This window comes from Bacillus sp. FSL R5-0286 (assembly GCF_038593245.1).
Lineage (GTDB): Bacteria > Bacillota > Bacilli > Bacillales > Bacillaceae > Bacillus > Bacillus altitudinis.
On record NZ_CP151977.1, the window covers coordinates 568,351 to 583,633 of the forward strand.

Sequence of the window (15,283 nt, forward strand, 5' to 3'; positions counted from 1 at the left end):
GGTTTTTTTGATACACTAAAAGAGAAGACACAGTGAGAGGATGCAAAGTATGAAGACATCTGACTTTTTATTGAAACAAATTGCGACAGAATTAAAGCTTTCAACAAAACAAATTGGAAGTGTGATCCAGCTATTAGAGGATGGCAACACCGTTCCGTTTATTGCACGCTACCGGAAAGAGCAGACAGGCTCACTAGACGAGGTGCAAATTCAAACCATTTCTGAACGCTATACATATATCCAAAATGTGACGAATCGAAAAGAAGAAGTGATTCGCTTAATCGCTGAACAAGACAAATTAACAGATGAATTAAAACAGAAGATCGAACAGGCGCATAAGCTACAAGAGGTCGAAGATTTATATCGACCATTTAAACAAAAACGAAAAACGAAGGCAAATGTAGCCAAAGCAAAAGGACTTGAGCCGCTGGCGGAGTACTTACTGCAGCTGCCAAACGATGAGATCAAAAAGAAAGCATCGGCTTTTATTAATGAAGAAAAAGAAGTCACCACTGCAGAAGAAGCACTAGAGGGCGCCCAGCACATCATTGCTGAACAGCTTGCGGATGATCCTGATATGCGGAAATGGATTCGCAGTGAGACGTACCAAAAGGGAAGTCTTGTCACATCAGGAAAAGACGTTGAAAACGACGAGAAAAACGTCTATGAAATGTATTACGACTATCAAGAGCCGATTAAAAAAGTTGTGCCTCATCGTGTACTCGCGGTCAACCGAGGCGAGAAAGAAGGGATTTTGAAAGCAGCCATCGAACCACCTGCTGAAAATATTCGTTTCTACCTCGATAAACAAGTTTTAAAAGGCAAGCAAACGACGGCGAGGCCTTACATTGAAGCGGCCATTGATGATGCATACAAGCGCTTGATTCAGCCTTCAATTGAACGGGAAATACGAAAAGAGCTGACAGAAAAAGCAGAGGAACAAGCCATTCATATTTTCGCTGAAAACTTAAGAAAGCTCCTTCTTCAACCGCCGATGAAAGGGAAACGTGTACTTGGGGTGGACCCTGCGTTTCGTACAGGCTGTAAATTAGCCGTCGTGGATGATACAGGAAAAGTCCATCATATTGGCGTCATTTATCCGCACCCGCCTGTGCAGAAAAAAGCGGAAGCCAAACAAAAAGTGAAAGAAATCATTCAATCATCCAACATTGAAGTCATTGCGATCGGAAACGGAACAGCCTCAAGAGAGACCGAACAATTCATCGCAGACTTGATCCAAGAGCTGGACCAGCCAGTTTCATATTTGATCGTGAATGAAGCAGGGGCAAGTGTATACTCTGCATCTGCACTGGCAAGAGAAGAGTTTCCAGACTTGCAAGTGGAAGAAAGAAGTGCCATTTCCATCGCCAGAAGGTTGCAGGACCCATTAGCAGAGCTCGTAAAAATAGATCCAAAATCTGTCGGTGTAGGACAATACCAGCACGATGTGAGTCAAAAGCAATTAAACAGCTCGTTAACCTTTGTGGTAGAGACGGTTGTTAACCAAGTCGGTGTGAACGTTAATACAGCTTCACAGGCACTGCTGCAATATGTGTCAGGTCTTTCAAAAGCCGTCGCAGGGAACATCGTCAAGCGCCGTGAAGAGATTGGGAGATTCACAAGCAGAAAAGAGCTGAAGGATATCCCAAGGCTTGGTGCAAAGACTTATGAGCAGTGTATCGGCTTCCTGCGCATCACAGATGGACAAGATCCACTTGACCGCACGGGTATTCACCCTGAAAGCTATAAAGAAACAAAACAGTTTTTACGCATGATTAAGATGACGCCAGACGATCTTGGTACAGAGCAGTTAAAAGAGAAAATCGCAGAGGTCAAGCTAGACGAAGCCGCACAGCAGCTTGACATTGGTCTAATTACACTCCAGGATATCATCGATCAACTGACAAGACCTGAGCGTGATCCGCGCGATGAAGTACCAAAACCTCTTTTGAAAACAGATGTGTTGAAATTGGAGGACTTGAAGCAAGGAATGGAGCTGCAAGGAACGGTAAGGAACGTCGTAGACTTCGGCGCATTCGTTGATATTGGTGTAAAGCAGGATGGACTTGTCCACATTTCCAAGCTAAGCAATCGCTTTGTGAAACATCCGCTTGACGTGGTATCAGTTGGTGACATTGTGACCGTATGGGTAGACTCCGTTGACCAGGCAAAAGGTCGGGTGGCTCTTTCGATGCTAAAACCAGATTAAATAAAAAACGAGGCGCACCTTAGGATGGGGTGTGCCTTGATGTGACTGAATGTTTTTTTCTATAGAAGTACCAGCATTGATTAAGCAATTTGATTTGATAATGATTTTTCTCATAAAATGCTTTCTGCATCTGATTTTTCAGCCAGTTGGGCATCGCCCATTCCTCCTTTGATCAAAACAGTGGGTGTACCTTCAATGTATGCAAAGAGGAAATTGTCCCGTTCGAGGTTTTTATAGAAAGGAACGATCTTGATTGAACGAGAGAGAGTTACAGCAGTTAACAGAAGACATTTCAGAGCAGTTCTTTGGTAAGGCGTTTCGCCATCAGGCTGTTTTCAATCCCCGTTTAAAAACGACAGGCGGGAGATATTTACTTGGAACACACAATATCGAATTGAACCGGCGATACCTAGAAGAACATGGACGAGAAGAATTAATCGGGATCATCAAGCATGAGCTGTGTCATTATCATCTGCATCTTGAGGGAAAAGGCTATCAGCATCGTGACCGTTCCTTTAAAGAGTTATTAAAACAAGTAGGAGCCCCGCGTTTTTGTACAGCGCTAAAGACCGTACAAAATAAACGACGTGGACAGAAGCGACAAGAATATGTTTGCACAGGATGCGATCAGTATTTTATCAGGAAAAGGCGAATTGATACCTCTCGTTATGTGTGCGGCGTCTGCAAAGGAAAATTAAAATGGCAGCGTACAATCGGTTCAGAGTGATATGCATTCCTTTATGGGATGCTTTTTTTGTGAGATGAAGTAGACATATTGAGACAAATAGAGACGCGAGTCTCATTTTGTCTCTTTTTGATCGATGTGAATCGCTCAAATCCTAAGCTTTCAAGCGCCATGATGTTGGCACGCTTTTTGCTTGTATAGAAGTGCAAGCAAAAAAGATAGGAGGTTTTATCATGGAAATGGCACTTACAAAAGAAAAAGCCGTTTGGATGTACCAAAAAATGCAGGAAATTCGCCAATTTGAAGATCAAGTACACACGCTTTTTACAAAGGGGATCTTGCCAGGTTTTGTCCATCTTTATGCTGGTGAAGAAGCTGTTGCTGTAGGAGTCTGCGCTCATCTGAATGAACAAGACAGTATTACAAGTACACACCGTGGCCACGGTCATTGTATCGCCAAGGGCTGTGATCTAAAAGGAATGATGGCAGAAATCTATGGAAAAGCCACAGGTCTTTGTAAAGGTAAAGGTGGATCTATGCACATTGCAGATTTTGATAAAGGAATGCTCGGTGCCAACGGGATTGTTGGAGGCGGCTTTCCACTTGCGTGCGGGGCAGCCCTCACGGCTAAATATAAAAAGAAAAATAATGTAAGCGTTTGCTTTTTTGGGGATGGTGCTAACAATCAAGGGACTTTTCACGAAGGAATCAATCTCGCCGCTATCTGGAAACTGCCAGTCATTTTCATCGCAGAAAACAATGGTTACGGGGAAGCGACGCCATTTTCGTATGCTTCAAGCTGCAAATCGATTGTGGATCGAGCCGCCAGTTATGGTATTCCGGGTATTCAAGTAGATGGAAAAGATGTGATAGCCGTTTATCAAGCAGCAGAACAAGCGATAGAACGAGCAAAAAATGGAGAAGGTCCGACATTGATTGAATGCATGACATATCGGAATTATGGTCATTTTGAAGGAGACGCTCAGCGCTACAAAACCAATCAAGAAAAAACCGAACATCAAGAAGAGAAAGACGCCATCACTCTTTTTAAAAATGAATTATTAAAGCAGCAGCTGCTAACGGATCAAGAAATATCAAGTATTGAAGCGTCTGTAGCAGAAGCGATAGATGAAGCCGTTAGATTTAGTGAAGAAAGTGAATATCCAAATCAATCCGAATTATTGACCGACGTATATGTTTCGTATCAATAAATCTGAAAGGAGAGAGGGAAATGACAAGAGAAATCAGCATGTCTAGTGCTTTGAATGAAGCGATTAAACTGGCAATGAGAAGAGACGAAGATGTCATTTTAATGGGAGAAGATGTTGCAGGAGGCGCTCATGTAGATCACTTACAGGATGATGAAGCATGGGGCGGTGTTCTTGGTGTAACAAAAGGGATTGTTCAGGAATTTGGGCGTGAACGTGTCCTTGATACACCGATTAGTGAAGCTGGCTATATAGGTGCGGCCATGGCAGCTGCTTCAACAGGATTAAGACCAATTGCGGAGCTTATGTTTAATGATTTTATCGGTACTTGTTTGGACCAAGTGCTGAATCAAGGCGCAAAATTTCGATACATGTTTGGTGGAAAAGCAGAGGTGCCTATCACGATTAGAACGACACATGGGGCGGGTTTTAGAGCAGCTGCCCAGCATTCACAAAGTTTGTATGCGCTATTTACAAGCATCCCTGGTTTGAAAGTAGTTGTACCTTCTTCACCATATGATGCCAAAGGGCTGCTGCTGGCAGCCATTGAGGATCAGGACCCTGTCATCTTTTTTGAAGACAAGACGCTTTACAATATCACAGGAGATGTGCCGGAGGGGTATTACACATTGCCGCTTGGTCAAGCAGATGTGAAGAGGGAAGGTTCTGATGTAACCATCTTTGCGGTGGGCAAACAAGTGTATACAGCACTCGAAGCGGCAGAGCAATTGTCTGCTCAAGGTATTGAAGCGGAAGTGATTGATCCAAGAAGCTTGTCGCCGCTCGATGAGGAGGCCATTCTGACTTCAGTAGAAAAAACAAATCGACTTGTCATTGTCGATGAAGCAAATCCAAGATGCGGAATTGCCGCAGATATCTCTTCTTTGATTGCAGATAAAGGATTTGATTTACTGGACGCACCAATCAAAAAAGTGACGGCTCCTCATACACCGGTACCATTTTCTCCACCTCTTGAAGATATATATTTGCCAACACCTGATAAAGTTGTGAACACCGTATTAGAGATGATTGGCAAGAGTCATGACAAGATCTTGAACTAAAGAAAGGAGAGAGGGAGATGGCTGTCGAAGTTGTGATGCCTAAATTGGGCATGTCGATGAAAGAAGGAACGGTATCTGTCTGGAATAAAGAGGTCGGTGAGACCGTAAATAAAGGAGAAAGCATTGCAAGCATCAACTCCGAAAAAATTGAAATGGAGATCGAATCACCTGCTGAAGGAACCATATTGGATATAAAAGTACCTGAGGGAGAAGGTGTACCGCCTGGCACGGTCATCTGCTATATCGGTGAAAGAAATGAACAGGTGGGGGAAAAGAAAGATAGAGACATCCAGTCAAAACCAAAGAAAGAGAGAAAGAAAATCTCCCCTGTTGCCCGTAAAATGGCGAATAGCGCAAACCTAGACATTGATACGCTGGTGGGGACAGGACCAGGTGGAAGAATTACGAAAGAGGATGTGCTTCGTGCACTTCCTGAACGGAAAGAGAAGAAACAAAACGAGACAGTGCAACAGCCTATTAACATGATGCGGAAAACAATTGCCTCAAGAATGATGGAAAGCCTGCAAACAAGTGCACAATTAACCATTACGATGAAAGCGGACGTGACAAAACTGAAAAACCTACAACAACAGCTGAATGAAACAGCCATCGCACGTTACGAGACAAGTTTGACCATCACCGATTTTGTAGCCAAAGCAGCGATCCTATCGTTGTTAGAACATCCTGCGATGAACAGTCAATATCATAACGGAGTTGTCGAAACCTTTGAGAATGTTCATCTTGGGATTGCTGCTGCGTTAGATAACGGATTGGCTGTACCGGTCATTCGGCATGCGGAGCGGTTAACGCTGATAGAGCTGGCGAAGGGCATTAAATTGTATGGTAAAAAAGCACGTGAAGGAAAGCTTCTACATGACGAAATCAAAGGTTCTACCTTTACCATCACCAATCTTGGAGCGTATGGTGTAGAGCATTTCACACCAATTTTGAATCCGCCGGAAGCGGGGATCCTTGGTGTCGGAACAATGTATGACACCCCTGTTTATCGAGAGGATGAATTGTGCAAAGGGACCATCCTACCACTCAGTCTTACGTTTGATCACCGCGTGCTGGACGGGGCGCCTGCCTCTGCATTTTTATCAACGGTCAAAGCACACTTAGAAGAACCAATATCCATTCTTTTATAGAAAGAAGGTGAATGTACCATGACACTGGTCATTATAGGAGGCGGACCAGCAGGTTATGTGGCGGCCATAACAGCCGCCCGTTTTGGCAGAGAGGTTGTGTTAATTGATCAAGGTCAGCTGGGAGGTACCTGCCTCAATGACGGCTGTATCCCGACCAAAGCACTTTTGCAAAGCGCCGATATGTATGAGCATGTGAAATCGGCTGGACATTTTGGAATTGAGCTTCCAGAACATGAGCCTAGCATTCAATGGAATGCTGTCCAAAAGCGGAAACAGTCTGTCGTCAAGCAGCTCACTGATGGTGTTCGTTACTTGATGAATAAAAACAAAATTACCGTGGTAAATGGGAAGGCTTCATTTCTATCAGCACATGAGCTATTCATAGAAAGTGAAGGAAATTCTGAAATCATTCAAGCAAAACAAATCATTATTGCAACAGGGGCTGTGCCTGCGGCTTTACCGTTTGCACCTTTTGATGGCGAATGGATCATTCACAGCAAGGACGCCATGTCACTTTCTTCGATCCCAGATTCACTTTGTATCATTGGGGGCGGGGTGATTGGCTGTGAGTTTGCGAGCATCTTTAGCAGAATGGGATCAAAGGTTGTTATGGTTGAACGGGCAGTGCACATTTTACCAGAAGAAGATCGTGATACAGCACAATGTCTTCACGAGCAGCTCGAAGAAACGGGTGTAAACATTTTGACGTCCGCCACAGTCAAACAGCTTGATTCCTCTTCAAGAAAAATAGTGGTGGAGAATAATCAAGGAGAGCGGTGTGACATCCAGTCGGATCTTTGCTTAGTGGCGATTGGCAGAACCCCGCAGCTAGGAGAGTTGAACCTGGATCAGGTTGGTATTGAATTTGATAGAAACGGAATCTATGTCAATGAACATATGCAAACCAATCTCCCGCATATCTATGCGTGCGGTGATGTGACAGGTGGGGTTCAGCTTGCTCATACTGCCTTTCATGAAGGAACGGTTGCGGCATCCCATGCATCAGGTGAACATCTAAAGGTCAATGAACAAGTGATTCCGAGGTGCATCTACACCTCTCCAGAAATCGCGCGTGTTGGTTTAAATGAAGAGCGTGCTAGAAAACAATATGAGGAGATTCGGATCGGGACATGTGCATTTTCTGCAAATGGGAAAGCATTAATCTTAAATCAACCAGCCGGTCACGTAAAGGTCATTGTAGAACCGCAATATCAAGAAATATTAGGCGTTTCAATCATTGGACCGAATGCAACAGAACTGATTGGACAAGCGGCGGTGATGATGCATGCAGAGTTGACCGCTGATACATTAGAGCAGTTTATTGCGGCACATCCGACACTTTCAGAGGCAATACACGAAGCCGTTCTGCAAATCATTGGAAGAGCGGTGCACTGCTGAAAGAGACTCCTTTTCTATCCAATTGACTTCTTGGGTTAGCCAATGATGATTGAAAGCGCTTTTATGTTTATCTATAATGAATAAAAAGCCCCCAGAGGAGAGGATGGAATGAATCCGACGCCTTGTTATTTAAATACGTGGAAACGTTTTGTTCGTGAAGGTTTGCTTGATCAGTCTCGTCTGAATAAGAGAGTGGCAGAATCATGGCACAGGTGTAAACAGGCAAATGTGAATCCGTATTTAGATAAAGGACAGTCGTTGTTAGAAAAGGAACGATTCAGTGCCCAAAAAAAGAAATATTCATTATTCCTAAATGCGGCTCTTCCTTACTTAAATAAAATCAATCAGCAATTAAAAGATTCTGATATGCTGGCCTTACTCATCGATGCAGATGGTTATGTGCTAAGTCTGACAGGAAGCGAAAGAACGATGGTGGAAGCCAGAAGAATTAATTTTATGGAGGGTTCACGCTGGACTGAAACAGATGTAGGGACAAATGCGATCGGAACGGCACTCGTCATCGGAGAAGCGGTGACGATCAACGGAACGGAGCATTTTTCTATCGCCTCTCATCATTGGAGTTGTTCAGCTGCTCCAATTCGCGATGCGGACGGTACGATCATAGGGGTGATTGATATCTCCTGTATGACGGATAACAAGCACCCTTTTATGCTTGGAATGGCTTCAACGGTTGCTTATGCCATAGAGAGAGAAATTCAAGTCGAGCAAAAAAGGAGAGAGATGGAACTGATCACTCATTGTCTCCAGCAGGTGGAAGCAGATGAACCGTATGTGGTCTGTAATGAAAAAAAGCAAATTGTGTCTGCCAGCAGGTCGATTAGAGATCGATTTTCAGACTGGCATGGAATGGATGTTGATCGGCTTAAGGATCATTCATTTGTTATCCGGGGAAAGCAGATCATTCAATCAGAGCAAGATGGGAAGGTGCTAGGCATATCCCTTTCTCTTGAAGAAGCAGCGAAAAGCAGCATGACCGTTTCTTTTGCTCAATTTCCCGGGGAATCAGGAACAAGTAAGGTATTTCAACAGACGCTTAGTGAGATGAAGAGAGCGGCACAAACAGATGCTCATGTGTATATTTGGGGAGAAACAGGGACAGGGAAGGAACTCGCCGCTAGAGCCATTCACTCCGCCAGTGAAAGGCATAAAGGGTCGTTCATTGCTGTTAATTGCGGAGCCATTCCTGAAAGCCTGTTAGAAAGTGAGCTGTTTGGCTATGCTGAAGGTGCTTTTACAGGAGCAAAACGTCACGGAGCTAAAGGGAAATTTGAACAAGCCCATAAAGGAACACTCTTTCTAGATGAAATAGGCGAAATCCCATATGCGATGCAAGTAGCGCTTCTTAGGGTGATAGAAGAAAGGGCAGTCGTACCGCTCGGCGGGACACACGAAATCCCTTTGGATATTCGAATCATTACAGCGACTCACCGTAATATGAACGAACTGCTGAAAGAAGGAAAAATACGAGAAGACTTGTATTACCGTCTTCATGTCTATCCGATCAATATCCCGCCGCTTAGAGAAAGAAAAGAAGACATTCATGATTTGTATCGTTATTACCAAAAGAAGCATCACTGGAATGCAGCGTTTCCTGAATCATTTTTTCAGAAATTACAGGCGTATCATTGGCCAGGGAATATACGAGAGCTTTTTAACCTGTTTGAACATCTAAGGGTCCTCTTTCCGAAAGGTGGATGGATTGGTGAATCGCAATATGCTTCAGTATTAGAGACGATTGATCAGAAAAAACAGAAGCTGCATCCAGCAGAGCCACCCGAGACTTCAAAAGAACTCACATTCAGGGAACGCATTCAAAAGCAAACAGTGATAGACGCACTGCATAAAACAAAAGGTCATGTGTCAGAAGCAGCGAGGTTAGCAGGAGTGCCAAGAAGTACTTTTTATAAGTGGATGCGAAAGTTTCATCTGTCTTAATCTTATGAGGAAGGCTGAATCAAGGCCCTTGGTCTACGTGGAGGTCGGGGGCTTTCTGCCAAGTTAAACAAATGGCATGGAAAAAGGCTTGACTGTTATATTAGTATATGTTAAATTATAAAAGCCGTCGCAAATGGAGCAGGAATGAAACGTTTAAAAATTCTTGACACATTTTTCTGGCATAGATATAATGAAACATGTCTTATTATTCCGCAGTAGCTCAGTGGTAGAGCTATCGGCTGTTAACCGATCGGTCGTAGGTTCGAGTCCTACCTGCGGAGCCATAATGGAGAAGTACTCAAGTGGCTGAAGAGGCGCCCCTGCTAAGGGTGTAGGTCGCGCAAGCGGCGCGAGGGTTCAAATCCCTCCTTCTCCGCCATTATCATATGGCCCGTTGGTCAAGCGGTTAAGACACCGCCCTTTCACGGCGGTAACACGGGTTCGAATCCCGTACGGGTCATGTTTTCTTTTTTATGTTGATTCGTTGGGCTATAGCCAAGCGGTAAGGCAACGGACTTTGACTCCGTCATGCGTTGGTTCGAATCCAGCTAGCCCAGCCATTTTTTTATATATGTTTTTCTGCATAGCAGATGAGCCATTAGCTCAGTTGGTAGAGCATCTGACTTTTAATCAGAGGGTCGAAGGTTCGAGTCCTTCATGGCTCACCATTGTCACGCGGGTGTGGCGGAATTGGCAGACGCGCTAGACTTAGGATCTAGTGTCTTTATGACGTGGGGGTTCAAGTCCCTTCACCCGCATTGTTTTTAAACAGTGCACTTATGAATATATGAGCACATCATACACGCGGTCGTGGCGGAATGGCAGACGCGCTAGGTTGAGGGCCTAGTGGGTGAATAACCCGTGGAGGTTCAAGTCCTCTCGGCCGCATCTAAGAAACCAAAGGTTATAGACCTTTGGTTTTTTTGTCTTATCTAAATGTAGCTGGCAGGATAGTTCAAGCTTCACCAAAAGCAAAAAATAGAGTATCAAATGAATGAGAGCGTATTAGGTGCGTTCTTACATTAATGCTAAGTTCTCCTTCTCACAATCAACAAAGGATGCTTTACATGATGATGACAAAGGAAACTTTGGTGTCGTTTTTGCATTTGACGAACCGAGTGAAAGGGAAGATGTCTTAAAATGGGTGAATCTTGAACCAAGTGAAGAAAATCAAAAGATGCTTGGATCAATGTTTCAAGGCCAATGCTTGTTTAAAGATATTTATGGGCGTACCTCTAAAATCTCAATTGAATGCTTGTTTGAAGAGTGGATGGGTGCTTTAAAGACCCTCAATAAAAGTGAAGTGGTATATGCTGAAAAGATGTATTTATAAATACCATGAGGGTTATAAATGATTACACTGTTTTATATGTAATTTGTTGTTTTATTTATGCGAATATATGTTATTTGTATTTTATTGATGCTATAATGAACTTGTCATTAAACAAAAGAATTGCAATTGAAGTGCAGCTAATGAGTGACTCTTTTTTTAAAACTTAAGCGCAACAAATAATTAAAAAACTCTTACTTTCTGATGATGTCTGCTTTGAGTAGACGGAGGAAATAAAGAAAGACCCGAAAATCGGGTCCATCTGTCACGCTTGCTTCTGTTTTAGTAATAAACAAATCGACATAGACGATGCGGCTATACTAAAACAATTGGAAATCAGCTCAATAGCAAGCATTAAGTTCACCTCGCTTTCGAGGGACTATTGGGAATACATGCTACTTGCGATAGCGTGTATTCTTTTTTATTGTACATCTTTTTGACTTTAGTTGAAACCCAAAAAAAGTGACTGCTAGATTAGCAACCATGTTTTTCTTTTTATAACTACAATTTTGTTTAACAAAATGCAATGATTAAAGGGAAAGGGAAATTAATAGCCACAAAAAATGAATTTGATTGTATAAAAGAAAAGCTTTAAAAATGTAGTCGTTCATAAATGAGCGGCTTTTTTTATTAAGAAATTAGGAGGTTGAAATGAAGAAGAGAAACTTTATAATTACTTTCCTAGCTCTAATGATGTTGGTTTCTTCTATAACTTTGTTGTCACAGGCTATTACTCAATATTTGATCACATTGGTTTAGTAGGGACCGATTCTGAAACGTGGAGTAAAGTTACAATCCAAGTTTTGTATTCTTTAAAAGTAGGCAAATGTATGGTGATATTGAAGACTTTGCGTTAGAAGCAGCTGAATACTTTAGAAGAGCTGGAAGATTTGAAATGGCTAGTGACTATTATCATATTGTCAATCTAGCTAGAACAAAAATTAATAAAGGAGAAATCATATATGAAAATAAAAATGATTATCTTGGTTTTGATGATAGTCGGGAGCATAGCTATCTCGGGTGAATTAACAAAAAGTGAAAATGCTTATTTTGAGAAGCCGTTAAAGGAGAATTTTAAAATATTAGCTGAAAGAGTAGGAATTTAAAATAAATTTGAAGAAATTAGATATCTTTAATACACACTTGAATGTCTTACTTTTGCCACTAAATATTGAATGCACCTTACTTCGTAATAAAGTGCATTTTATTTTTCCTAAACTTAAAAGCCCAATCTAAATAACCGATAATATTTCTATGGAAGTTTTTAATTGCTTCACAACAAATGGTAATCAACTTTTATAGAGAGAGAAATTATTTAGAGCTTTTAAGAATATGCTAAGTCATCATGTGTTTTAATTTCTCTTTCCAAATATTTTTTGGGAGGAAATAAATAAATGACGAATGTAAGAAGAATCTTTGATAGTATTCACCACATGGATATTAAGCAGAAAAAAATCACTGGAAAGGCTAATAATCATCCATCATTAGATAGATTTTTACAAGATCTTATGTATGATATTTTATCAAAAGAAGATAAGCGTTATTATATTTTTAATTCTGAAACAGTCGAAATAAACACACTAATATCTGGAGTGTTTGAACAAGATATAACTCAAGGTTCGTTAGATACTGATTTTCTCAAAGATGTTTGTAATACTATTGCTAATAGAGCTCTTGAAAAACATATCAATGCTCAGGAGAAGCATAGTATGATAAACATACAAGAGGGAAGTTTGATTCAATCACTAATTGAGTATGAATCAGAGTTGTATTTTCTGATTACAAAAGTAGAGCATGAAAACTTTTTGGATTCAGATAATTTCAGAGAAATTGTTGGTGTTCCTTATAATAAGAAGACAAGGAGTTTAAAATCTTGTTTAATTAAATTTGACGATGGAATAACAGATATTATAGTAACTGATACAAATACAACAATCGCAGCTTATTGGTACAGAGAATTTCTTGAATTAAAAGAATTGAATACAGATGGAAAGAATACTTTAAAGGCGTTTATGGCATTTGATAAAATTCTTAAGAAAGATGTATTAAAACAATCGGAGGCTGACTATACTCAGTTATATAATAGTCTTCTTGGTTATTTTAGAAATCATCAAAATTTTGCTGTTACAGGGGTTGTAAAGGAAGTTTTAGAAGAATATATTCCTGAAAATCCAGCAAAAATTAAGAACGATAAACTAATTGAAAAATTTCAAAATGAAATGAAAAAAGGAAAATTTGATACTAAGTTCACAATAGAGAAAACTGCAATTAAGAAAAGAATGAGAACGACATACAAAGTCAGTGAAAAAGTTGAAATTAGAATTAATGGGCATATTGAAGATCTTCGAGATAAAATATATGCTAAAAAAGATGAAGCACAAAATAGAGTTATTATCGTTAAAGTTGATGACGAAGAGAAATATAACGAGACATTTAGACTTTTAAAATTTAATTGATTAAGAAGGTGAAAGCTTGGATGTGATAAGGTTCCTGAAAGAGCATCTAAATCTTAAAATTATTAAAATCATTGAAGATTTAGATAGATGTGAAATTTTTATGCAAATTAATAAAGGTTCAACAGCAGAAGACTTTGAATTTTTAACTGAGGTTTTTTCTTGGATACATGAAAGAGATAGGGTGAATATTGATTTTAAAATAGATGATATCTTAGAGACCACTGTGAGAACTGCGGAGGATGTAAATGTTTTTATTGAAGAGATTGATGTTGCGATCGAACTGAATAATGAATCAGATTTGTTTTTGATTGTAAATATAATGAAAGGGTGTATTGATAATTCATTAACTCTTTATGATTTCTCTTCTTTTCAAGACTATTTCATGAATATGAGTTTAAAAACAATATTGGTTAAGTTCAATAATTTAATCAAAAGAGAAAACAGACTAAAATTTGAAGTTCAACATGAAGGGATTGAAGGTGGAACTAGAAGTTTTTATTTTTCGTCAACCAAAAATTTTCCAAACGAACCACCATTTGAAAGACAAAGAGTTATTTCAATAAGAAATAGAGTTAGTAACTTTGTTGAAAATTTCGCATTATATCTAATACCTCAAGATTTTAAATTGATAGATGCTAACAGTTTAGGAAGCTTAGAAAAAATTTTTAATAACTTGAATAACATATTCTCATTTGCTTTTCTTTCTAATAAAGTTGTTATGTTCAGTGATGATAATAATATTGTTGACTTTGAATTTTTAGGACATAGAGATTTAAATTTCACTATAGATTATAAGAATTTGAATTTCGATAATGATGTTATAACCTCAATATATCAATGGGTTTATGAAGGTTTACATCCATATGATAAGTTAGGATTAGCTAGAAATACAATAACAAAAGAATGTATTATAAAAGGTGACGGGAGAATTATTCTTCGTAAAGATTGTTTTAATTCATTAAAATCAAGTTACCAGCTATTTCAAAAAGAAAATATAGAAGAATATATAAGAGTTAAAGACACTCTATCTGATATGCTTATTTCTTTAACACAACAAACTAGTCAGATAGTAAGTGGGCTAGCTTCGTCTTTAAAAAGTAACCAACTTTTAATCGTTACTTTTTTCACTTCTATAGTTATACTCAATGCAATTTCAGAAAATAAAATTGAAGAGATTTTTACTAAAGATATCACTGTGATTTCATATGCAATTTTAATTATATCTTTTTTCTTTTTATTATCTTCAAAGTGGTATGCATGGATGGAACGTAGTAGATATAAAGTGCAATATAACCGTCTTAAAAAGATGTATAGTGATATTCTAAGTGATACAGAAATTAATGAGATTTTCGACTCTGATAGTGCTTATAATGAGGACCTCTTATTCTTAAAAAAGAAAATTTGGTTATTTACTATAACTTGGCTTTTGGAAATATTAATAATTTTGGGGACGATATTGTATTTAACAATCTGTTAATAATCTCAGAGATCAGTGATATGGGATTGTAACAGATTTTTTGTGTTTTCATAAGACCGCCGAAGCATAATCTAGAAAAATATATTAATATTTTAATATAGAGCTATAACCTAAATGTTCTTGAAAAACTCAATTCCCTATATAATAGATAACATAGAGAAAAAGAGTGTAATGAAATCAGCTTTTCGTAAGTGATAACAAAAACTTTATAGGTTGAGGGCCTAGCGGTGAATAACCCGTGGAGGTTCAAGTTCTCTCGGCCGCATAAAAAATAATCCCAAGGGTTTAATCACCTTTGGTATTATTTTTATGCGGAAATACAGCTATGCGAGAAGACTTGATTACCAAAACCCAC

11 protein-coding genes, 7 tRNA genes and 1 pseudogene are annotated in these 15,283 nt (G+C 39.6%); 18 read left to right on the forward strand and 1 reads right to left on the reverse strand.

What is annotated here, in order from left to right; genetic code table 11:
* Positions 1-49 precede the first annotated feature (49 nt).
* Positions 50-2,209 carry a Tex family protein gene (locus NST24_RS02730; protein WP_342462286.1) on the forward strand — a complete coding sequence of 720 codons (2,160 nt, stop codon included), beginning with the start codon at positions 50-52 and terminating at the stop codon, positions 2,207-2,209.
* Positions 2,210-2,228: 19 nt separating this feature from the next.
* Here the strand turns inward: NST24_RS02730 and cmpA are convergent, their stop codons facing one another.
* Positions 2,229-2,363, reverse strand: coding sequence for a cortex morphogenetic protein CmpA (cmpA, locus tag NST24_RS02735; protein ID WP_008346893.1), 135 nt, complete (start codon positions 2,361-2,363; stop codon positions 2,229-2,231).
* Positions 2,364-2,462: 99 nt separating this feature from the next.
* Between cmpA and NST24_RS02740 the strand changes: the two genes are divergently transcribed.
* The 17 genes and pseudogenes from NST24_RS02740 (at position 2,463) to NST24_RS02820 (ending at position 14,928) form a co-directional block, all read left to right on the forward strand.
* Positions 2,463-2,936, forward strand: coding sequence for a SprT family protein (locus NST24_RS02740; protein ID WP_342462287.1), 474 nt, complete (start codon positions 2,463-2,465; stop codon positions 2,934-2,936).
* A 191-nt stretch (positions 2,937-3,127) separates the two neighbouring features.
* The gene (locus tag NST24_RS02745; RefSeq protein WP_342462288.1) at positions 3,128-4,105 is read left to right on the forward strand and encodes a thiamine pyrophosphate-dependent dehydrogenase E1 component subunit alpha; all 978 of its coding nucleotides are present in this window, start codon (positions 3,128-3,130) and stop codon (positions 4,103-4,105) included.
* A 20-nt stretch (positions 4,106-4,125) separates the two neighbouring features.
* Positions 4,126-5,163: an alpha-ketoacid dehydrogenase subunit beta gene (locus tag NST24_RS02750; RefSeq protein WP_342462289.1), complete on the forward strand. Its 1,038-nt coding sequence runs from the start codon at positions 4,126-4,128 to the stop codon at positions 5,161-5,163.
* A 17-nt stretch (positions 5,164-5,180) separates the two neighbouring features.
* Entirely contained in the window at positions 5,181-6,311 is a 1,131-nt protein-coding gene (locus NST24_RS02755) for a dihydrolipoamide acetyltransferase family protein (RefSeq protein WP_342462290.1), read from the forward strand.
* Positions 6,312-6,329: 18 nt separating this feature from the next.
* The gene (lpdA, locus tag NST24_RS02760; RefSeq protein ID WP_342462291.1) at positions 6,330-7,709 is read left to right on the forward strand and encodes a dihydrolipoyl dehydrogenase; all 1,380 of its coding nucleotides are present in this window, start codon (positions 6,330-6,332) and stop codon (positions 7,707-7,709) included.
* 108 nt (positions 7,710-7,817) lie between these two features.
* Positions 7,818-9,665 carry a sigma-54-dependent Fis family transcriptional regulator gene (locus tag NST24_RS02765; protein WP_342462292.1) on the forward strand — a complete coding sequence of 616 codons (1,848 nt, stop codon included), beginning with the start codon at positions 7,818-7,820 and terminating at the stop codon, positions 9,663-9,665.
* A gap of 209 nt (positions 9,666-9,874) precedes the next feature.
* Positions 9,875-9,949 (forward strand) — tRNA-Asn (locus NST24_RS02770).
* 4 nt (positions 9,950-9,953) lie between these two features.
* Positions 9,954-10,044, forward strand: a tRNA-Ser gene (locus NST24_RS02775).
* A 9-nt stretch (positions 10,045-10,053) separates the two neighbouring features.
* Positions 10,054-10,125: transfer RNA gene (locus NST24_RS02780), tRNA-Glu, on the forward strand.
* A gap of 25 nt (positions 10,126-10,150) precedes the next feature.
* Positions 10,151-10,225, forward strand: a tRNA-Gln gene (locus tag NST24_RS02785).
* 32 nt (positions 10,226-10,257) lie between these two features.
* A tRNA-Lys gene (locus NST24_RS02790) sits at positions 10,258-10,333 on the forward strand.
* 7 nt (positions 10,334-10,340) lie between these two features.
* Positions 10,341-10,423: transfer RNA gene (locus NST24_RS02795), tRNA-Leu, on the forward strand.
* A gap of 46 nt (positions 10,424-10,469) precedes the next feature.
* A tRNA-Leu gene (locus tag NST24_RS02800) sits at positions 10,470-10,553 on the forward strand.
* Between the two features lie 78 nt (positions 10,554-10,631).
* A pseudogene (locus NST24_RS02805) lies at positions 10,632-10,998 on the forward strand (ATP-binding protein); the annotation flags it as partial.
* 823 nt (positions 10,999-11,821) lie between these two features.
* Positions 11,822-12,019 (forward strand): hypothetical protein, encoded by a 198-nt coding sequence (locus NST24_RS02810; RefSeq protein ID WP_327878021.1) that lies wholly within the window; start codon positions 11,822-11,824, stop codon positions 12,017-12,019.
* Between the two features lie 370 nt (positions 12,020-12,389).
* Positions 12,390-13,451 (forward strand): hypothetical protein, encoded by a 1,062-nt coding sequence (locus NST24_RS02815; RefSeq protein ID WP_327878019.1) that lies wholly within the window; start codon positions 12,390-12,392, stop codon positions 13,449-13,451.
* A gap of 16 nt (positions 13,452-13,467) precedes the next feature.
* On the forward strand, positions 13,468-14,928 hold the full coding sequence (locus NST24_RS02820) for a hypothetical protein (RefSeq protein WP_327878018.1): 1,461 nt from the start codon (positions 13,468-13,470) through the stop codon (positions 14,926-14,928).
* Positions 14,929-15,283: the final 355 nt, after the last annotated feature.